This is a genomic window from Saccharothrix variisporea (genome assembly GCF_003634995.1).
GTDB lineage: Bacteria > Actinomycetota > Actinomycetes > Mycobacteriales > Pseudonocardiaceae > Actinosynnema > Actinosynnema variisporeum.
Map to the genome: position 1 here is coordinate 3,292,585 of NZ_RBXR01000001.1, position 19,528 is coordinate 3,312,112.

Genomic DNA, 19,528 nt, shown 5'->3' on the forward strand with positions numbered 1-19,528 from the left:
TGGTGTATTCGAGCACGCTTCCGCCAGCTGACCGTACGATCCGACCGTGGTGGCCCTTGATCGGCTGGTGGACGTGCTCGGCAGCCTGGGCACGCACCTGAGTTGCGCACCACGTGGCCGGGATGTCGAGCTGCGCGGCGTGGCGTTGCACGACCCGGCTGAGCCGAGCCCCGCCGCACCTGACGACGTTCTGCTTGGTCTCGGTGTGCCGTCTCCTGCTGCCGCTGCGCGGTTGGTCGGTTCGACCAGTGCGGCGGCTGTTGTCTTGCATGGTCGGCCGCCGTTGGACGAGCGGGTGGTTGCGGCGGCCAAGCGGTCGGGGGCGGCGGTGTTGTTGGTGGAGCCCTCGGTGCCGTGGGGGCAGCTTGCCAACGTGGCCCAGACGCTGGTGCTGGGTGGTCAGCGGAAGGGGTCCGGGGACCTGTTCGCGGTGGCCGACGCCATCGCTGCGGTCGTGGGTGGGCCGGTGACCATCGAGGACCAGCAGTCGCGTGTGCTCGCCTACTCGTACCGGCAGCAGGGTGTGGACCAGGTGCGGGTGCAGACGATCCTCGGGCGGCGGGTGCCGGAGGAGGCCCGGCAGGCGTTGGACGAGTACGGCGTGTTCACCCACCTGGCTCGGAGTGACGAGCCGTTGTTCGTGCCGAAGCTCACCGAGCAGTTGGGTGGTCGGTTGGTGGCGGCGGTGCGGGCGGGGCGGGAGCTGCTGGGGTCGGTGTGGGTGGAGGTGGAGCGGGACGTCGATCCGGCCCGGCATGCGGCCTTGGCGGATGGGGCTCGGACGGCTGCCTTGCACCTGCTGCGGGCGCGGGCGTCGGCTGATCTGGAGCGTCAGGCCGAGGCCGATCTGGTGATCGGGGCGCTGGACAGTGGGGCGAACCTGCCCCGGCTGGGGCTGCCGGGCACGGATCTGCGGGTGATCGCTGTCCAAGCCCACGCGGGCGAGGGGGAGCACGGGGCGGCCCTGTTGGCGTTCGAGCGGGCCACCGCGGGGTTCGGCTGGTCTCGGCCGGGGCGTAGTGCGTTGTTCGGCAACGTCCTCTACACCGTGCTGCCGTGTGGTGACGACCCGGCTGCTGCCGTGGACTGGGTGCGGTCGCTGCGTCGGGAACTGCCCGCCGAGGTCGTGGTGGATGCGGGTATCGGGGGGCGGGCCGAGGCGGCGCAGCTCCCGGCGTCGCGGCACGAGGCCGACGAGTGCCTGGCCTTGTCGTCCGGCGAACCGGTGGTTTACGACCAGTCGTGGGCGCAGGTGCTGCTTCGCCGGTTGGCTGCTGCCGCCGCGGGTGGTCGGCTGCCGTCCCGTGGGCCGGTGGCGGAACTGGTGCGGCACGACGAGCAGCACGGGACGCGTTACGCGGCCACCCTCCGGGCGTGGCTGGCGGCGCAGGGTGACGCGCGGGAGGCGGCGCGGACGCTTTCGGTGCACCCGAACACGCTCCGGTACCGGATGCAGAAGATGGCCGAGGTGACCCCGTTGCCTTTGGAGGACCCGGACCAACGCCTCGCCATGTCCATCGCGCTGGCCATCCACGCGAGAGGGCACCACGCATTTCCGGGGTGAATTCGCTCCATTTCCCCGGCTTTATTCGGCTGTGGGAGAATCGGTCGTGCTTCCTGATCTCTCCATCGAGTTGACCGCGCGGTTGCGTGGCGCGTTCCAGAACGCCGGGTACGACGCCGACGGTGTCGTGGACCTCCTCGGACCCCAGGCCCACGCCGCCCTCGGCCGGGGCGAGCCGGAGGCCGCGCGGCGGGCCACCGCCGACGCCGGCGAGCTGGGCACGCTGGTCCGCCTCTTCCTGCTCGGCGACGCCGAGGAGCCCGCGGCCGTGCGCAAGGCGCTGGACGGGCTCGACCTCGACCAGGCCGTCGACGCGCAGGTGCTGGTCCGGGACGGGGACCACGTCCGGGCCGGGCTGGACATCAGGCCGTACGGGGACGACGAGGGGTCGTGGTGGGTGATCGCCGACCTGGACTCCGAGCAGCGCGGCGGCCCCGTGCCGGCCGACCACGTGCTCGGCGTCGGGCACGCCTCGATCAGCCTGGCCCGCGCCACCTCGCGCCGGCCCGTGGAGACCCTGCTCGACCTGGGCACCGGGTGCGGCGTGCAGGCCCTGCACGCCAGCCGCCACGCGAAGAAGATCACCGCGACCGACCTGTCCGACCGCGCACTGCGGCTGGCCCAGGGGACGTTCCGGATCAACGAGATCGACGTCGAGCTGCGCCAGGGCGAGTGGTTCGCGCCACTGCGCAACCGGCGGTTCGACCAGGTCGTGTGCAACCCGCCGTTCGTGGTCGGGCCGCCGCGGGTGGACTACGTCTACCGGGACTCCGGCCTGGGCGGGGACGACGCCAGCGCGCTGGTCGTCCGCCAGCTCCCGTCGTTCCTGAACGAAGGCGGGGTCGGGCAGCTGCTCGCGTCCTGGCTGCACCGGCGCGGCGAGGACTGGGCGGACCGGGTGTCCGGGTGGCTGCCGCGCAACGTGGACGCCTGGTTCGTCCAGCGCGACGTCGCCGACCCGACCCTCTACGTCGGCACCTGGCTGCGGGACGCGGGCGTGGACCCGCGCTCGGACGAGGGGCGCGCGAAGGCGTCCGCGTGGCTGGACTGGTTCGCCGAGAACGACGTCGAGGGCATCGGGTTCGGGTTCGTCACCCTGCGCCGCACCGACGCCGCCCACCCCGAGGTGGTGTGCGAAGACCTGCGCCACGCCTACGACGACCCGCTGGGCCCGGAATCGGCGGCCTGGCTGGACCGGGTCGAGTGGCTGCGCACGCACGACAACGACGCGCTCCTGGCCACCCGGTTCACCGTGCCGGAGTCCGTGCTGCTCGAAGAGGTCTCCGCGCCCACCGAGGACGGCTGGGAGTCCGTCGTGCGCCGGCTGCACCGCACGGACGGTCCTGGCTGGCAGCACGAGCTGGACGAGACCGCCGCGCGCCTTCTCGCCGGTTTCCGGGGCGCTCTGCCGCTGGAGGACCTGATCACCCTGTTGGCCTACGCCAACGACGTCTCCGCCGAGGACCTGGCCGCCGCGGCGCTGCCGGTCGTCCGGGAGTTGGTGCGGCACGGCATGGTGGTGCCGGCGTGAGAGCGGTCGTGGCGCGGGTCACCGAGGCAGAGGTGACCGTGGCCGGGGAGCGCGTGGGTGCGATCGACGAGCCGGGGCTGCTGGTCCTGCTCGGCGTCCACGTGGACGACACGGAGGCGAAAGCCCCGCTCATGGCCCGGAAACTGCACGAGTTGCGCATCCTCCGCGACGAGGAGTCCTGCGCCACGACCGGCGCACCCCTGCTCGTTGTGAGCCAATTCACACTCTACGGGGAGACGCGGAAGGGTCGGCGGCCGTCCTGGACGGCCGCCGCCCGGCCCGAGCATGCGGAGCCGTTGGTCGACGCGGTCGTGCGGGAACTGCGCCAGAAGGGCGCTCGGGTGGAAACCGGGCGGTTCGGGGCGATGATGTCGGTGCGGAGTGTGAACGACGGTCCCTTCACCGTGTTGGTCGAACTCTAGATCCTTCTCAGCCAAATCTCAGGATTCGTGGCGCAACCGCTGTGACGGCAGTGACGTCTCTCAGATCGAGGGAAGCGGGAACCATTTCGCACCGGCGAACGTTTCCCCCGATGACAGCCGAAAGGCAACCTCGCGCAGCGCAGCGCGGGATGCGTGACCGCACTGCCAGCCCGCGACAAGGGGGAGGGAGCTCCATGACCGTCCCGAAGGTCCTCGACCGCGAGGTCGAGAGCGACACGACCACCACGAGCGCCGAGTTCGACCTCGACGCCCAGGGCCCGGCCGCCGACCTGGTTCGGGTGTACCTGAACGGGATCGGGAAGACAGCGCTGCTCACCGCGGCCGAGGAAGTGGAACTCGCGAAGCGGATCGAGGCGGGGGTCTTCGCTCAGCACATGCTCGAAACGGCCGAGAACCTGTCGGCCACGCGCAAGGGGGAACTGCGCCAACTGATCCGCGATGGCCACATCGCGAAGAACCACCTGCTCGAAGCGAACCTCCGGTTGGTCGTTTCCCTGGCCAAGCGGTACACCGGGCGGGGAATGCCGCTGCTGGACCTGATCCAGGAGGGGAACCTGGGCCTGATCCGCGCGGTGGAGAAGTTCGACTACACCAAGGGGTTCAAGTTCTCGACCTACGCCACGTGGTGGATCCGCCAGGCGATCACCCGCGGCATGGCCGACCAGGGCCGCACCATCCGGCTGCCCGTCCACCTCGTGGAGCAGGTCAACAAGCTGGCGCGGATCAAGCGCGACCTGCACCAGCAGCTGGGCCGCGAGGCGACCCACGAGGAACTGGCGCGCGAGTCCGGTCTGACCCCGGACAAGGTGGCCGACCTGCTCGACCACGCCCGCGACCCGGTGAGCCTGGACATGCCGGTCGGCACCGAGGAGGACGCCCCGCTGGGCGACTTCATCGAGGACTCCGACGCGACCGACGCGGAGAGCGCCGTGATCTCCGGCCTGCTCCAGGACGACCTGCGCCGCGTGCTGGCCACCCTGGAGCCGCGCGAGCAGGCGGTGATCCGGCTGCGCTACGGCCTGGAGGACGGCCAGCCGCGCACGCTGGACCAGATCGGCAAGCAGTTCAACCTGTCGCGTGAGCGGGTGCGCCAGATCGAGCGCGAGGTCATGGCCAAGCTGCGGCAGGGCGAACGAGCCGCCAAGCTGCGCGCTTACGCCAGCTAGTGATCGTCACCACCGGCCGGTGCGCGCGGGCTGCACCGGCCGGTGGGGCGAGTCACCCGTTCAGCCGGGTTGACTTGTGACGCCGATCACGGCACGGTCGCGTGTTACACGAGCTTTGCGGCACTCCCAGCCTCATCTCGCTGGAACTGTCGCCCTCTGAGGAAGGTCGGGGCGGTCGGGGGCCGGCCCGGCCTTCCGCATTTTCGGGGCACTTCGGTGGCACGACGCGAATCACACCGTGCCGAGACGTTCCGAGTGCGGTGTGCGGTATAGGTTCGTCGGAACCCGAACGCGCGCAAGGGAGCCCGCGACGTGCCCGCAGTGCCCACCACAGCTTTCGAGTACACCGACGTCCTGCCCCTCGGCCCGGACACCACCACGGAGTACCGCCTGGTCACCCCGGACGGCGTCTCCGTGGTCGAGGCCGCCGGCCGGACGTTCCTCCAGGTCGAGCCGTCGACGTTGACGATGCTGGCCAAGGAGGCCATCCGCGACATCCAGCACCTGCTGCGCTCGTCGCACCTCAAGCAGTTGCGCGCGATCGTCGACGACCCCGAGGCCAGCGGCAACGACCGGTTCGTCGCGATGGACCTGCTGCGCAACGCGTGCATCTCCGCCGGTGGCGTGCTGCCGATGTGCCAGGACACCGGCACGGCGATCGTCATGGGCAAGCGCACCGAGTCCGTCCTGACCGGCGGCACCGACGCGGAAGCCCTGTCGCGCGGCATCTTCGAGGCCTACCAGGAGCTCAACCTCCGGTACTCGCAGATGGCCCCGGTCACCTTCTGGGACGAGAAGAACACCGGCACCAACCTGCCCGCGCAGATCGACCTGTTCGCAGCGCCCGGCACGGAACCCAAGTACGAGTTCCTGTTCATGGCCAAGGGCGGCGGCTCGGCCAACAAGACGTTCCTCTACCAGGAGACCAAGGCGCTGCTGAACCCCGCGCGCCTGGCCCGGTTCCTGGACGAGAAGCTGCGCTCGCTGGGCACCGCCGCGTGCCCGCCGTACCACCTGGCCGTGGTCGTCGGCGGGCTGTCGGCCGAGCAGAACCTGAAGGTCGCCAAGCTCGCGTCCGCCCGGTACCTCGACCACCTGCCCACGGAGGGAACCGCTGCGGGCCACGCGTTCCGGGACGTCGACCTGGAGCAGCAGGTCCTGGAGCTGACCCGCAACTTCGGCATCGGCGCGCAGTTCGGCGGCAAGTACTTCTGCCACGACGTGCGCGTGATCCGGCTGCCCCGGCACGGCGCGTCCTGCCCGGTCGGCATCGCGGTGTCGTGCTCGGCGGACCGGCAGGCGAAGGCGAAGATCACGCCCGAAGGCGTGTTCCTGGAGCAGCTCGAGCGCGACCCGGCGCAGTTCCTGCCGGACGTGCAGGGCGAGGACCTGTCCGACGAGGTGGTCCGGATCGACCTGACCCGTCCGATGGCGGAGATCCGCGAGACCCTGTCGAAGCTGCCGGTGAAGACCCGCGTGTCGCTGACCGGTCCGCTGGTCGTGGCCCGCGACATCGCGCACGCCAAGATCAAGGAGCGTCTGGACGCGGGCGAGCCGATGCCGCAGTACATGAAGGACCACCCGGTGTACTACGCCGGCCCGGCGAAGACGCCCGAGGGCTACGCGTCCGGTTCGTTCGGTCCGACCACGGCCGGTCGCATGGACTCCTACGTCGAGCAGTTCCAGGCGGCGGGCGGCTCGATGGTGATGCTGGCCAAGGGCAACCGGTCGGCGCAGGTCACCAACGCGTGCAAGTCCTACGGCGGCTTCTACCTGGGGTCCATCGGCGGCCCGGCGGCGCGGTTGGCGCAGGACTGCATCCGCAAGGTCGAGGTGCTGGAGTACCCCGAGCTGGGCATGGAGGCGGTCTGGAAGATCGAGGTGGAGGACTTCCCGGCGTTCATCGTGGTGGACGACAAGGGCAACGACTTCTTCGCCGAGACCTCCGCGCCGACCTTCCAGATCACCTTCCGGAAGTGAGCGCTTGAGCTAGTTGGTCGCGGACCTGGACGAGGGCGTCGATGCGCTCGTCCAGGACCGCGAGCCGGCGTTCCGCCACGGCGACCAGGGCGGGATCGGGGTTCGCGGACATCACGTCCCCGTCGAGGCAGCAGCGGAAGTGGGCCACGTCCTCGAGGGTCAGGCCGTGGTCGAGCAGTCGGCGGATGTTGCGGACGCGGGCGACGGCCGTCTCGGGGTAGTCGCGGTAGCCGTTGGACAGGCGCTCGGACCCCAGCAGCCCGTTCTCCTCGTAGAACCGCAACGCCCGCGTCGACACCCCGGTGATCCGCGCCAACTCCCCGATCCGCACCCGGCCGACGCTACTAGCCGACCACCGCTCCCCCGTCGACCGGCAGCACCACACCGGTCGTGTAGGCGGCCTCCGGGCGTGCCAGCTGGGTGATCCAGAACGCCACTTCCTCGGGCTGCCCGATGCGCTTGAGAGGCACGTGGGCGACCAAAGCCTCTTTCAGAGCCGCGTTTTGCTCCGGTGTGAGGCCTTGGTGCAGGCCGATGGGGGTGGCGATGGGGCCGGGTGCGACGGCGACGACCCGGACGTCCGGCGCGAACTGGACCGCCCAGCTCCGGGTCAGCGACTCCAGGGCGCTCTTCAGCGCCGCGTACAGCGCCCCGCCGGGCATCGGCCAACCCCGCTGTCCGATGGACGTGCTGACGTTGACGATCACGCCGTTCGTCTCGGCCAGGTGCGGGCGGGCGGCCTCGGCCAAGCGCAAGGGCGCCAGCAGGTTGGTCGCCACCATCTCCTGCGCCCCGGCGCTGTCGCGGACCACGCCGGCGTTGTTGACCAGCACGTCCAGCCGGCCGAACTCCCGGACGGCCGTGTCGACGATCGTGGCGGGCGCGTCCGGGTCGGCGATGTCCAGGGCGAGCGGGAGGATGCCGCGCAGGCCCTCGGCGGTGTCCGCGAGCCGGGCGGCGGTGCGGCCCACGACCAGCACCCGCGCGCCCTGCTCGGCGAACCCGCGGGCGGTGGTGCGGCCGATGCCCGTCCCGCCGCCCGTCACGACCACTGCCTTGCCGTCGAACACTGCCTTGCCGTTGAACGTCATGCGGCGAACGTAAAGATTGACGTCCGCGTGAAGGTCAAGCCTTCGGCAGCCCCCGGAGCAGGGTGCCGCGCGGGGCGGTGCTGAGCAGTTCCAGGACCCACGTGGTTTCCGCCGGGTGGACCGGGGCGGTCAGGGCGGTCAGGATCGTCGGGTTCGCGCAGCCCAGGTCGGCCAGCGTGCGGCCCAGTTCGGGGGCGGCGGTCGGGTCGCGGTCGGCGATCGCGCGGTCCAGGAGCTTGCCGACGGCCAGGGGTTCCAGCCAGGTCGGGTCGACGGCGGCGGCGAGGGTGCGTTCGGCCTGGTCGAGCTTCGACCGCCAGTCCGCCCACGGGAAGTCCGAGCCGCGCGTCCGGGTGCTGTAGAGGTCGGCGCCGTCGAACGCGGAGATGTCCTTGTGCACGCTGAAGTTGCCGTCCACGTCCCGGTGCCACACCACGGCCTGGCGCCGGTAGTCGACGCGGCCTGCGATGTCCTCGGCGTCCGGCCAGTAGCCCTCGGCGTCGGCCGGCTTGAGGGTGGTGAAGGCGGCGTGCAGCAGGGATTCGATGGTGGTGATGTCGTCGTAGGCGCTGATCACGACGAACCGGCTCAGCAGCGCCAGTCCGGGGCCGGGGTGGCGCAGCTCGGGCTCCAGCAGGGAGGCGGCCCGGCACACCAGGTCGAGCTCGTCCCAGCGCAGGGCGTGCGGGTGGAAGTGGGCCTCGTCGGACCAGCCGACCGTGACCGGCTCGTCCGCGCCCGGGACGCGCAGGCCCAGGTCGAAGTACGAGTCGCTGATGTCGAGGTCGAGCGAGTACCCGCCGCCCACCGGGAAGGACAGGACGTGGCTGTCCTCGTCGAAGTACTCGTCGTAGCCCTCGTGGTCGTCCTCGAAGCAGTACATCGCCCAGAACTTCGGGTCGGCTAGGCCGGTCTTGAGCGCGTCGGGGATCGGCATCCGGCGAATGCTAGATCACCCGATCAGGTGTCAGGCGGTGTCCTCCCGCGACTCCAGGACGACTCGGCGGTCGCCCAGCGGGGCGTCCAGGGTGACGTTGAGCGGCACGTCGTACAGCTCTTGCGTGCACACGCCGTCGTTGGGCGGGTAGTAGGTCGTCACGAGCGTGATCCGGACCTGGTCGGCGGCCTGCGCGGCGACCTCGGCGGACGCCCGCTTGCAGCCGCCCGCGAGGCCGAGGACCCGGAGGGTGCGGCCGTCCGCGGAGGCCTGCACGTCCTTCTTGTAGAGGTCGGAGAGCGTGCTCGCGTCGATCCGCTCGGCCGGCACCGCCGTGGGACCGCCCGGCAACGGCTCGGCGCTCGGCTGCGGCGGTGGCTGGGGCACGGTGGTCGGCGATGACAACGTTGTCAACGGAACGGACGAACCGGTGGTGGTCGGCTGAGTGGTGGACGAACCGCCGGGCGCGCCGGCGGGCGTGCCGCTGGTGCAGCCGGCCAGGGCGAGGGCCGCGAGGGCGACGGCGAACCTTCTCATAGCCGTAGGACGGTACTCGGCCCACGCGGGTTGCAAACGGTGCCCGGCCGACGGGGCAGAGTCGACCGGGCACCAGGGAGGTGGCACGACTACTGCTGGTCCTGCCGGGTGGTCAGCACGACCGAGCGCTCGCCCAGGGGCGCGTCGAGCTTGGCGGTCAGCGGCGGGTAGCGGATGTCCATGGTGCAGACCTGCGCGTCCTTCGGCGTGGTCTCCACGATGACGACCCGCACCACCTGCGGTCCCTGCTCGGTGACCTCCATGGTGGCCTTGCCGCAGCCCGCTTCCTGCGCGATCAGGCCGATGGTGCTGCCGTCGCCCTCGGTCCACACGGTGCGCGGCCGGTCCTCGGGGACGGCGGCGGCGTCGACCTTCTCCTTGGGCAGTTCCTTGGCACCCGGCGGCACGGGGCTGTCGAACTCCGGTTCCTGGGCCGAGGACGTGGTGCTCGGCGCGGTGGTCAGCGTGGGCCCGCTGTTGCCCGGCGCGACCGATTGCTGGGTCGAAGCGCAGGCGGTCAGCAGGAGCAGCGCGCCTGCGCCGATGACGGTTCCTAGGCTTCTCATGTGAACAGGACGGAGCCGCCCGCGCACCGGGTTGCTCCGCCCTTTTCACAGTTACCCGTTCAGGTGACTCCGGACGCCGTGGATCGCGTGCCGCAGCGCGTCCAGCCGGGCCGCCGACGCGAGTCCGGCGTGGTAGACGTGGAACTCCGACACGCCCGCGTCGGCGTACCGGAGCCATTCCGCCAGCAGCTCGGGACCATCGGCCGGACGCGGCGGCAAACCCAGCACGTACGCCGCTGTGCGCACGTCGAACTCCCGCAACGCCTCGATCGCGGGTACCGCCACCTCCGGCCCCGGCCAGCACGTCAGCGTCAGCACGTCCACGTCGGCCCCGACCCCGTCCGCGACGGTGGCGAACGGCCCGGTGCCCCAGGGATCGGCGGTCGCGTGCACGACGACCCGCACACCACCGGCCAGCGCCACCAGTTCCCGCCGCAGGTCGCGCGACACGGCCGTCCGCACCTTCCGCACCTCGGCCGCGAACTCCCCCAGCGCCTCCTCGACCGACGCCGCGCCACCGTCGACCCCGGCCCGCACCGCCTCGGCGGTCCCGGCGGGGTACCGGGCGGCGCACACCGAGCAGAAGCACAGCGACAACAGCTTCTGCTGCACCGGACTCCAGTCCGTGCCGTCGGTCTTCTCGTGGTGACCGCCGTGCACAAACCCCAACGGCCCGCACGCCTCCAGCACCACCCCGTCCGGCTGCCCCTGCTCCAGCACCTCGGACACCAGCGCCCGCGCGTACTCCACCACATCGGGGTGCGCCGGGCACAGCGCGTACGGGTAGGCGTCCCCGAAAGCGTTGCGCACCACGACGTCAGGGTGCAGGTCGCCGAGCCGACTGCTGTGCGTGAGCACGGTCCACGCGTACACCGGCAGCCCGACCGCCCTCACAGCGTCCGACGCAAGCCCGTAAGAATTCGCCGGCACCCAGGACGGCTCAGCCGGGACCAGCCGTCCGAACGCCGATTCCCGCACGGGCAGGTAGAACGCCGCGTGCCGCGCGTCGACCAGCCGGTGCGATGGGTGGAACGGTGTCGCGGCCCGCACGGTGTGGTACGCCGCCGCGAGTGCCACCGCGTCCACCCCCAGCCCGGAAATCCGGGCCACGGCGGAAGGGTCGCCGACGATGTCCCACGGGTAGACGTGGGCGACGGTCGTCACCACCGGGGGCGCTTCCTCTCGTAGGACGGGTCGTGCTTCTGCATGTACCCGGTGTCGTCGCGCTGCACGAGCCCGCACTTCCGGTAGTTCTCGGCCAACCGCGCCAACGCGTCCCGGTCCAGCTCGACACCCAACCCCGGCCCGGACGGGACCGGCACCGCGCCGTCCACAAAGGACAGCGGTGACACCAGCACGTCGTCCGCCGAGTTCCACGGGTAGTGGGTGTCGCAGGCGTAGTTCAGGTTCGGCGTGGCGGCGGCCAGGTGGGTCATGGCCGCCAGGCTGATGCCCAGGTGGGAGTTGGAGTGCATGGACAGCCCGATGCCGAACGTCCGGCAGATCGCGGCCAGCTCCTTCGACCGCGACAACCCGCCCCAGTAGTGGTGGTCGGACAGGATCACCTGCACGGCACCCAGCTCCACCGACCGCGCGATGTGCTCGAACGCCACCACGCACATGTTCGTGGCCAGGGGCAACGGCGACGAGCGGGCGACCTCCGCCATGCCGGGGATCTCCGGCGACGGGTCCTCCAGGTACTCCAGCACGCCGTCCAGCTCGGAAGCGACCTTCAGCGCCGTGGCGGGCGTCCAGGCCGCGTTGGGGTCCAGCCGCAGCGGGTGGTCCGGGAAGGCCGCGCGCAGCGCCCGGATGGCCTCGATCTCCTCCTCCGGCGGGAACACCCCGCCCTTGAGCTTGATCGACCCGAACCCGTGCCGCTCCACCAGCAGCCGCGCCTGCGCCACGATCCCGTCCGGGTCCAGCGCCGCCCCGAACTCGTCCGGCTCGGCACCCGGATGGGCGTCCCACTTGTAGAACAGGTAGGCGCTGTACGGCACGGCGGACCGCACAGCGCCGCCCAGCAGGTCCACGACCGGACGCCCGAGGGCCTTGCCCCGGATGTCCCAGCAGGCGACCTCGAACGCGGCGAACACGCGGTCCACAGTGGACTCGGCGGTCAGCTTGCCGGTCAGGCCGTGCCGGTCGGAGCCGGTCTCGCCGCCCAGCGCGGTCGTGACGCGGGCGTGCAGACCGTTGAGGTCGTGCACGTCCAGGCCGACCAGCGCGGGTGCGACCGTGCGCAGCCGGTTCAGGTGCCCGATGTCGCCGTAGGTCTCGCCCAGGCCGGAGATGCCCTCGTCGGTGTGCACCTCGACGACCGTGCGCAGCGCCCACGGTTCGTGGCAGCCCACGGAGTTGAGCAGCGGCGGGTCCCGGAAGGCGACGGGGACGAGGTCGATCGCGGTGATCTTCACGCGGCCAGCTCCCTTCCGGCGGCGACGATCTTCTCCAGCTCCGCCAGGTGCTCCTCGGTCGGGTCGAGCAGCGGCGGGCGCACGCCGCCGACGTCCAGGCCGGTCGCCCGCACGGCCGCCTTGACCAGCGCCACCGCGTACCCCGGCACCCGGTCGCGCAGCTCGACGAACGGCCGGTAGAACTCGGTGAGGTAGCGGCGGACCAGGGCGTCGTCGCCGTCCTGCACGGCCCGGTAGAAGCCCAGCGAGATCTCCGGCGCGAAGCAGAACACCGCCGACGAGTACAGCTCCACGCCGATGCCCCGGTAGGCGGGCACGGTCAGCTCCGCGGTGGGCAGGCCGTTGAAGAACTGGAACGGCTTGTCCACCGCCGCCCGCACGGCCAGCACGATCCGCTGCAACAGGTCGATGTCGCCCAGGCCGTCCTTGAACCCGACCACCGTGGGCAGCGACGCCGCCTCCACCGCGGTCTCCGGCGTGAACACGGCGTTGTTGCGCTGGTAGACGATCAGCGGCAGCTCGGTCGCGCCCGCCACCTCGGCGACGTACCGGACGAGCCCCTTCGGCGGGTTGGACACCAGGTAGGGCGGCAGCAGCAGCAACCCGTCCGCACCGGCGTCCCGGGCCGCCCGCGCGAACGCCTTGGCCACCGGCACCGGGCCGCCCGCGCCCGCGAACACCGGCACCCGCCCGGCGGTCGCCTCGACCGCCACGGCCACCGCGCGCTCGAACTCCGCGAGGTCCAGGGCGTGGAACTCGCCGGTGCCGCACGCGACGAACACCCCGCCCGCGCCCGCCGCCACCCCGCGCTTCACGTGCTCGGCCAGCACGTGCTCGGCGACGGCTCCGTCCGGGTCGAACGGCGTCACCGGGAAGAACAGCACCCCATCCAGTTGCATACCGACCTTCATCCCTTGATCGCTCCGGTGGTGATCCCACGCAGGAAAGACTTTTGCAGCGACAGGTACACGAGCAGGCTCGGCACCAGCGCCAGCAGCGCACCGGCCAGCACGATGCCCGGCCCCACCTGGTCGTCGGAGCGCAACGACAGCAGGGCCACGGTCAGCGTGTAGTCGGACGGGTCGGTGGCCACGATCAGCGGCAGCAGGTACTGCTCCCAGATCATGGTGAACCCGAACACGGCGACCACGCCCAGCGCGGGCTTGCACAGCGGCAGGACGATCTGCGCGAAGATCCGCAGCTCCCCCGCGCCGTCCACGGTCGCCGCCTCCTCGATCTCGACCGGGATCTCCTTCATGAACTCGGTCATCACGAAGATCGAGAACCCCCAGGCCCCCAAGGGCAGGATGACCCCGAGCAGCGTGCCCTTGAGGCTCACGTGCAGCACGGGGAGGTCGCCGATCACCAGCGACAGCGGGATCGCGATGACCTCCTCGGGCAGCATCATGGTGGTGAGGACGGCCAGCAGCACGATCGCCTGACCGCGGAACTTCTTGCGCGCCAGCGCGTACGCGGCGAACACGCTGACCGACAGCTGGAGCAGCAGCGCGCCGCCGGCGATGATCAGCGAGTTGCCCAGGTAGTGCCAGATCCGGTTCTCGCCGGCGGCCCGGAAGTTGTCCAGCGACGGGTTGTCCGGCACCAGGGACAGCTGGGTGGGGTCGGGGTTGTCGTCGAACGCGCCCGAGAAGATGGTCAGCAGCGGCCCGGTGAAGAACAGCACCGCACCCACGCACAACAGCAGCCGCACGCCCCGCGACACCCACGCCGACCGGTCGGAGCGCCAGCCCAGCGCGGTCTCGCACTTCTGCGCAACGCTCACGCTTTCCTCCTCCGGTAGAGCTGCACGGTGACCGTGAGGGCGAACGTGATGAGGAACAGCAGCACCGATCCCGCCGACGCGATGCCCAGTTCGTTGCGCTCGAACGCCACCGAGAACACGCGGGTCATCCACACGTCGGTGGACCCGGCCGGCCCGCCGCCGGTCAGCACGTACACCTCCGTGAACGTGCGCAGGCCGCGGATGGCCGCCAGGGTCAGCAGGATCGTCACCACGGGCCGCAGCGCGGGCAGCGTGACGTACCGGATCCGGTGCCACGTCGAGGCCCCGTCGATCTCGGCGGCCTCGTACTGCTGCCGGTCGATGCCCGCGAGACCGGCCAGGATCAGCACCATGTCGTAGGGGGCGCCCTTCCAGATGCCGACCGCCATCACCGACCACAGCGCGGAATCCGGGCTGTCGAGGAAGGCCACCGGCCCGAGGCCGACGAACGACAGGACGGTGTTGACGAACCCCTCCGGGGCCGGGTAGTACAGCAGCCGCCAGATCTCGCCGATCACGGCCGTGGCCGCGACCACCGGCAGGAACACCGCCGACCGCACGAACCACAGCGACCGGGCGTGCCCCTCCAGCAGCAGAGCGAGCGCGAAGCCGATCAGCATCGACCCGAGGGTCTGCCCGGCGGCCAGCAGGAACGTGCGGCCGATCGCGGCCTGGAACCGGTCGTCACCGAGGATGCGGACGTAGTTGTCCAGGCCCACGAACAGGTCGCCGAGGAACGGCCGCACCTGGAACAGGCTCAGCCGGACGCCCTCGGCCATCGGCACGTACTTGAAGACCACGAACAGCAGCAGCGCCGGAGCCAGGAACAGCCACGGGGTGACGCTCGTGAGGCGGCGCTTGCGACGCCGCCCCACGGGGTGGGAGCCGACGGCACCGCCGCCGTTGGCCGCGGCCCCCACGTCTTCGCCGGCGGTCCGGACCGCCGTCACTTGGCCATGCCTTGCGCCTGGAGTTCCTTCTTCAGGTTCTCGGCGAGCTCGCCCAGGTCGCGTTCCACGTCCGTGGAGCAGGTGGCGAAGATGCCGTTGAGGCCCTCGGCGGTCTGCTGCCGGAACGGCTGGAAGTTCGGCAGGCTCGGGAACGGCTTCGCGTTGTCCTGGTAGAGCTTGGCGACGGTGTTCCAGCGCGGGTCGTCGTAGACGGTCTCCACGTCCACGTTCTTGTTGACCGGCAGGCGCACCACCGGCTGGGTCTCGCCCTTCATGCCGGCCTGCTGCGCGCCCGCGCTGATCAGGAACTCGGCGAGCTTCTTCTGGTCGGCCACGCGCGGCGACCCGGCCATGAGGTAGACGTTCTCGCCCTCGGCCAGCGACCCGACGCCCGCCGGGCCGGCCGGCGGTGCGATGACCTCGTACTTGTCCTTGCCCAGCTTCTGGTCGAAGCGGCCGAACATGTACGGGCCGGTGTGGTAGATCCCGGCCTTGCCGGACTCGAAGAACGCGTGGGCGTCGTTGGTGTTCAGCGTCAAAGCGCCGGGGACGACGACCTTGCTGTCGCAGAACAGGCCGCGGATCCACTCGACGGCCTTGACCGACTCGGGCGAGTCGATGGCGACCGAGTACTTGTCGCCGTCGGCCTTGACGATGTCGCCGCCCGCCTGGAGCAGGTAGCTCGACGCCCACCAGGCGAGGTAGCCGCGGTCGGTGGTGCCGGGGACGAGCATCCCGTAGGTGTTGGCCTGGCCGTCGCCGTCCGGGTCCTGCGTGGTGAACGCGGCGGCCAGGTCGGCGAGGTCGGCCCAGGTCTTCGGCAGGGGCTTGCCGAGCTTCTCCCGCCAGTCCTTGCGGATCAGGGTGACGAACGACTGCGCGGAGAACGGGACGCCGTAGTACTTGCCGTCCGCGCCCTTGGCGCTGTCCCAGGCGCGCTCGACGATGTCCCCGCCGCCGACGATCGAGCTCCGGTCGAGTTCGGGGACCAGGCCCTGCTGGACGAGGGTGCCGAGCGAGCCGGTGTCGTTGATGATCACGTCCGGCAGGTCCTTGGACGCCGCCCGCTGCTGGAGTTGCTTCTCGAAATCGGTGAAGATGGGTTTGTAATCGACCTTCACCCCGGTTTTCTGCTCGAAATCGGCGAAAAGTTTCGCGTAAACCTTCGCGGGCGCTTCCGTGCTCCGCGTCCACACCTCGAAGGGCGCATTCGGGTCCTGCTGGACTTGGGCACCGCCGGACGCGGACGAGCCGCAGGCGGAGGCGACGAGCCCCACGACGGCCAGCGCAGCGGCAGCGGTGGCGGACCGGCGGGATGTTCTCATGAGCGCTCTCCTTGTTCACATGTGTGAAATGGAGTCGTACTTGTGAACGTGATGGCCGGACTGTAAGAATCGCCGCTACGACGTGTCAAGAAGCGCGTCTCAAGGACTCACCGGGGAGGACAGGTGACTGGACCCGCGTCACCCGCACGGCCGAACGCCGTCAAATCGGCCGACCGCACGGTGGAGTTGTTGGAGGTGCTGTCGGCGTCGGAACGCCCGCTGACGCTGACCGAGTTGCACCGCGAGCTGAGCTACCCCAAGTCGAGCCTCTACATGCTGTTGCAGACGCTCGTCGCCCGCGGCTGGGTCGAGCTGGACACCACCCGCGGCACCTACGGCATCGGCGTGCGCGCCCTGCTCGTCGGCACCTCCTACCTGGACCACGACCCGGTCGTGCAGGTCGCGATCCGGGTGATGGAGCAGGTCCGCCGGGAGATCAACGAGACCGTCCACCTGGCCCGCCTCGACGGCGCGGACGTGGTGTACCTGGCCAGCCGGGAGTCCGAGCACCACCTCAGGGTCGTCTCGCGCGTGGGTCGCCGCCTGCCCGCGCACTCGACGTCCCTGGGCAAGGCGCTGCTGGCCGCCCGCACCCCGCAGGAGGTGGACGCGATCCTGCCGGTCAAGCTGGAACCGCTGACGCCGAACACGGTGGTGGACCGCGGGGCCCTGCACGCGCAACTGGCCGGGTTCCGGTCGGTGGGGTACGCCCACGAGCGCGAGGAGAACACGCCCGGTCTGGGGTGCTTCGCGGTCGCTTTGCCTTACCGCTCACCGGTTCTGGACGCCATGAGCTGCTCTGTGCCGCTGGGGCGGTTGACCCCGGAGCACGAGAAGCAGGTCGTGGACGCTCTCCTGCACGGCGCTCGAACGATCACCGAGCTGCTGCGCCAGTTCGGTCGGGTCTGATTACCTGCGAAGGGGTTTCTTCGTTGACTTCACGCATCTTGATCACCGGTTCCGCCGGTGGGGTGGGCACGCTCATGCGCACCCGCCTCGCCGCGCCGGACCGCGTCCTGCGGCTGCTGGACATCGGCGAGCAGCCGCCGGCCGCCGAGGGCGAGGCCGTCGAGGTGGTGCGGGCCTCGGTGACCGACCAGGCCGCGATGGACGCGGCGTGCGAGGGCGTCGACGCCGTGATCCACCTGGGTGGGCACAGCGTGGAACGGCCGTGGGCGCAGGTCCTGGACGTCAACATCAACGGCACGCACGTGGTGTTGGAGGCCGCGCGCCGCAACGGGGTCCGCCGGGTGGTGCTGGCCAGTTCCAACCACGCGGTCGGGTTCTACGAACGCTCCTCCGGTGAGGCCGGTGACTACCTGTTCCCGCAGCCGGACACGTACTACGGCGTGAGCAAGGTGGCGTTGGAGGCGCTGGGGAGCCTCTACGCGAACCGGTACGGCCTGGACGTCATCGCCGTCCGCATCGGGTCGTGCTTCGAACGCCCCAGGGACGCCCGCATGCTGGCGACCTGGCTGTCCCCCGACGACTGCGCGCGGCTGTTCGAGGCGTGCCTGTCCGCGCCCTCGCCCGGGTTCCGGGTGGTGTGGGGCGTCTCGGACAACACCCGCCGCTGGTTCTCCCTCGACGAGGCCCGCGCGCTGGGCTACCAGCCGAAGGACGACTCCGAGGTGTTCGCGGCGGACGTGCCCGAGGACGACCCGGAGTCGTTGGCGCACAAGTACGTCGGTGGCATGTGGTGCGGACCGGCGCTCGACACGGCCGTGAAGGAGGCGGGTCGGTGACCGTCGTGCAGGGCTACAACCCCCGGACCGGGGAGCCGTTCGGCGACCCCGTCCCCGAGACCACCGATGACCAGGTCGACGCGCTCGCCCGCGCTGCGGCGGCGGCGTTCCCGGCGTGGTCGGGGCTGCCGGCGGCGGAGCGGGCGGACGTGCTGGAGCGGCTGGCCGACGCCCTGGACGGCTGGGCCGAGTCGCTGGTGGCGGTGGCCGACGCGGAGACCGCGCTGGGCGTGCCCCGGTTGAGCGGCGAGCTGAAGCGCACCACCAACCAGCTGCGGCTGTTCGCGGAGGTGCTGCGGGAGGGCAGCTACGTCGAGGCGGTGCTGGACTCGGCGAACCCCGACACCGTCCCGCCCCGGCCGGTGCTGCGGCGGCTGCTGCGCCCGCTCGGGCCGGTCGCGGTGTTCTCGGCGTCGAACTTCCCGTTCGCGTTCTCGGTCGCGGGCGGGGACACGGCGTCCGCGCTGGCCGCCGGGTGCCCGGTGGTCGTGAAGGCGCACTCGGCGCACCCCGGGACGTCCCGGGAGACCGCGCGCGTGGTCGCGTCGGTGCTGCCCGAGGGCGTTTTCGGGATCGTGTACGGGACTTCGGCGGGCGTGGCGCTGGTGAAGCACCCGGCAGTCAAGGCCGTGGGGTTCACCGGGTCCACCGCCGGCGGGCGGGCGCTGTTCGACCTCGCGCAGGGCCGGCCGGACCCGATCCCGTTCTACGGCGAGCTGGGCAGCGTGAACCCGGCCGTGGTGCTGCCGGGCGCGGCGGCGGCGCGGGCGGAGGAGGTGGCGACCGGGTTCGCCGCGTCGCTCACCCTCGGGGTGGGGCAGTTCTGCACCAACCCCGGGCTGCTGTTCGCGCCCGAGTCGCTGGTGCCGGCGCTGGCCGCGGCGGTCGGGGGCACGACCGGTGGCGCGATGCTGAACGAGCGGATGTCGGACTCCTACCGGTCGGGCACGGAGGAGTTGGCGGCGTCGGGCCTGGCGAAGCAGGTCGCGGCCGGTTCCGCGCCCGAGGAGGGGTTCAGCGCGGCCCCGAAGCTGTTCGAGGTGCCGCTGGAGGTGTTCGCGGAGAACGTCGAGAAGCTGACCGAGGAGCACTTCGGGCCGGCCGGGGTCGTCGTCACCTACCGCGACCCGGCGGCGTTGCCGGAAGTGCTGCGCGCGCTGCCGGGGACGCTGACCGGGACCGTGCACGCCTCGGACGACGAGCACGAGCTCGCCGGTGCGGTGGCGGCGGCGCTGGCGGGCGTGGCCGGGCGGTTGATCTTCAACGGCTGGCCGACCGGGGTGGCGGTGGCGTGGGGCATGCACCACGGCGGCCCCTGGCCCGCCACCACCAACCCGCTGCACACGTCGGTGGGTACGACGTCGATCCGCCGGTGGCTGGCCCCCGTGACCTACCAGTCGTGGCCGGACGCCCTGCTGCCGCCGGAACTGCGCGAGGCCAACCCGCTGGGCATCCCGCGCCGCGTGGACGGTGTGCTCGGCGTCCACTGAGCG

At 71.2% G+C, this 19,528-nt stretch carries 19 protein-coding genes; 8 read left to right on the plus strand and 11 right to left on the minus strand.

Annotation, left to right across the window (positions count from 1 at the left end; genetic code table 11):
• Positions 1 to 46 precede the first annotated feature (46 nt).
• The 5 genes from DFJ66_RS14445 to DFJ66_RS14465 all read left to right on the plus strand — a co-directional run bounded on the left by DFJ66_RS14445 (position 47) and on the right by DFJ66_RS14465 (position 6,684).
• Positions 47 to 1,564 (plus strand): PucR family transcriptional regulator, encoded by a 1,518-nt coding sequence (locus DFJ66_RS14445; protein ID WP_121221619.1) that lies wholly within the window; start codon positions 47 to 49, stop codon positions 1,562 to 1,564.
• A 46-nt stretch (positions 1,565 to 1,610) separates the two neighbouring features.
• Positions 1,611 to 3,095: a DUF7782 domain-containing protein gene (locus tag DFJ66_RS14450; protein ID WP_121221621.1), complete on the plus strand. Its 1,485-nt coding sequence runs from the start codon at positions 1,611 to 1,613 to the stop codon at positions 3,093 to 3,095.
• Positions 3,092 to 3,517, plus strand: a complete 426-nt coding sequence (gene dtd / locus DFJ66_RS14455) for a D-aminoacyl-tRNA deacylase (protein ID WP_121221624.1) — start codon at positions 3,092 to 3,094, stop codon at positions 3,515 to 3,517. Before DFJ66_RS14450 ends, dtd begins: the two co-directional genes overlap by 4 nt.
• 194 nt (positions 3,518 to 3,711) lie before the next feature.
• On the plus strand, positions 3,712 to 4,704 hold the full coding sequence (locus DFJ66_RS14460; protein ID WP_121221626.1) for a sigma-70 family RNA polymerase sigma factor: 993 nt from the start codon (positions 3,712 to 3,714) through the stop codon (positions 4,702 to 4,704).
• Positions 4,705 to 5,016: 312 nt separating this feature from the next.
• Entirely contained in the window at positions 5,017 to 6,684 is a 1,668-nt protein-coding gene (locus tag DFJ66_RS14465) for a fumarate hydratase (protein ID WP_121221628.1), read from the plus strand.
• Here the strand turns inward: DFJ66_RS14465 and DFJ66_RS14470 are convergent.
• From DFJ66_RS14470 to DFJ66_RS14520, 11 genes are all read right to left on the minus strand, one after another.
• Complete coding sequence (locus tag DFJ66_RS14470; protein WP_121221630.1) at positions 6,668 to 7,015, minus strand: MerR family transcriptional regulator; 348 nt, start codon at positions 7,013 to 7,015, stop codon at positions 6,668 to 6,670. The genes DFJ66_RS14465 and DFJ66_RS14470 overlap by 17 nt on opposite strands.
• Before the next feature lie 13 nt (positions 7,016 to 7,028).
• On the minus strand, positions 7,029 to 7,775 hold the full coding sequence (locus DFJ66_RS14475) for an SDR family NAD(P)-dependent oxidoreductase (protein WP_121221632.1): 747 nt from the start codon (positions 7,773 to 7,775) through the stop codon (positions 7,029 to 7,031).
• A gap of 34 nt (positions 7,776 to 7,809) precedes the next feature.
• On the minus strand, positions 7,810 to 8,712 hold the full coding sequence (locus tag DFJ66_RS14480) for a hypothetical protein (protein WP_121221634.1): 903 nt from the start codon (positions 8,710 to 8,712) through the stop codon (positions 7,810 to 7,812).
• Positions 8,713 to 8,742: 30 nt separating this feature from the next.
• Positions 8,743 to 9,249, minus strand: coding sequence for a hypothetical protein (locus DFJ66_RS14485; RefSeq protein ID WP_121221636.1), 507 nt, complete (start codon positions 9,247 to 9,249; stop codon positions 8,743 to 8,745).
• Between the two features lie 89 nt (positions 9,250 to 9,338).
• On the minus strand, positions 9,339 to 9,815 hold the full coding sequence (locus DFJ66_RS14490; RefSeq protein WP_121221638.1) for a hypothetical protein: 477 nt from the start codon (positions 9,813 to 9,815) through the stop codon (positions 9,339 to 9,341).
• A 51-nt stretch (positions 9,816 to 9,866) separates the two neighbouring features.
• Entirely contained in the window at positions 9,867 to 10,982 is a 1,116-nt protein-coding gene (locus tag DFJ66_RS14495; RefSeq protein ID WP_121221640.1) for a glycoside hydrolase family protein, read from the minus strand.
• Positions 10,976 to 12,232, minus strand: coding sequence for a glucarate dehydratase family protein (locus DFJ66_RS14500; RefSeq protein WP_121221642.1), 1,257 nt, complete (start codon positions 12,230 to 12,232; stop codon positions 10,976 to 10,978). Before DFJ66_RS14500 ends, DFJ66_RS14495 begins: the two co-directional genes overlap by 7 nt.
• Positions 12,229 to 13,131, minus strand: coding sequence for a 5-dehydro-4-deoxyglucarate dehydratase (locus DFJ66_RS14505; protein ID WP_121221644.1), 903 nt, complete (start codon positions 13,129 to 13,131; stop codon positions 12,229 to 12,231). The genes DFJ66_RS14500 and DFJ66_RS14505 overlap by 4 nt, the downstream gene beginning before the upstream one ends.
• 8 nt (positions 13,132 to 13,139) lie before the next feature.
• A complete protein-coding gene (locus tag DFJ66_RS14510) occupies positions 13,140 to 14,015 on the minus strand; it encodes a carbohydrate ABC transporter permease (RefSeq protein ID WP_121221646.1) in 876 nt (291 codons plus the stop codon).
• A complete protein-coding gene (locus DFJ66_RS14515) occupies positions 14,012 to 14,965 on the minus strand; it encodes a carbohydrate ABC transporter permease (protein ID WP_211351168.1) in 954 nt (317 codons plus the stop codon). The genes DFJ66_RS14510 and DFJ66_RS14515 overlap by 4 nt, the downstream gene beginning before the upstream one ends.
• Positions 14,962 to 16,290 (minus strand): ABC transporter substrate-binding protein, encoded by a 1,329-nt coding sequence (locus DFJ66_RS14520; RefSeq protein WP_121221648.1) that lies wholly within the window; start codon positions 16,288 to 16,290, stop codon positions 14,962 to 14,964. Before DFJ66_RS14520 ends, DFJ66_RS14515 begins: the two co-directional genes overlap by 4 nt.
• A gap of 123 nt (positions 16,291 to 16,413) precedes the next feature.
• Between DFJ66_RS14520 and DFJ66_RS14525 the strand changes: the two genes are divergently transcribed.
• From DFJ66_RS14525 to DFJ66_RS14535, 3 genes are read left to right on the plus strand one after another with little or no spacing between them, the layout of a single operon-like run.
• Entirely contained in the window at positions 16,414 to 17,199 is a 786-nt protein-coding gene (locus DFJ66_RS14525) for an IclR family transcriptional regulator (RefSeq protein WP_121221650.1), read from the plus strand.
• A 23-nt stretch (positions 17,200 to 17,222) separates the two neighbouring features.
• Positions 17,223 to 18,035, plus strand: a complete 813-nt coding sequence (locus DFJ66_RS14530) for an NAD-dependent epimerase/dehydratase family protein (RefSeq protein ID WP_121221652.1) — start codon at positions 17,223 to 17,225, stop codon at positions 18,033 to 18,035.
• A complete protein-coding gene (locus tag DFJ66_RS14535; protein ID WP_121221654.1) occupies positions 18,032 to 19,525 on the plus strand; it encodes an aldehyde dehydrogenase (NADP(+)) in 1,494 nt (497 codons plus the stop codon). Before DFJ66_RS14530 ends, DFJ66_RS14535 begins: the two co-directional genes overlap by 4 nt.
• The last annotated feature ends 3 nt before the right edge of the window (positions 19,526 to 19,528 follow it).

Excerpts from the sequence above, each read along its gene's own strand:
- DFJ66_RS14460 (WP_121221626.1), top strand. The coding sequence starts at position 3,712 with ATGACCGTCCCGAAGGTCCTCGACCGCGAGGTCGAGAGCGACACGACC.
- DFJ66_RS14475 (WP_121221632.1), bottom strand. The coding sequence starts at position 7,775 with ATGACGTTCAACGGCAAGGCAGTGTTCGACGGCAAGGCAGTGGTCGTG.
- DFJ66_RS14480 (WP_121221634.1), bottom strand. The coding sequence starts at position 8,712 with ATGCCGATCCCCGACGCGCTCAAGACCGGCCTAGCCGACCCGAAGTTC.
- DFJ66_RS14485 (WP_121221636.1), bottom strand. The coding sequence starts at position 9,249 with ATGAGAAGGTTCGCCGTCGCCCTCGCGGCCCTCGCCCTGGCCGGCTGC.
- DFJ66_RS14490 (WP_121221638.1), bottom strand. The coding sequence starts at position 9,815 with ATGAGAAGCCTAGGAACCGTCATCGGCGCAGGCGCGCTGCTCCTGCTG.
- DFJ66_RS14505 (WP_121221644.1), bottom strand. The coding sequence starts at position 13,131 with ATGCAACTGGATGGGGTGCTGTTCTTCCCGGTGACGCCGTTCGACCCG.
- DFJ66_RS14520 (WP_121221648.1), bottom strand. The coding sequence starts at position 16,290 with ATGAGAACATCCCGCCGGTCCGCCACCGCTGCCGCTGCGCTGGCCGTC.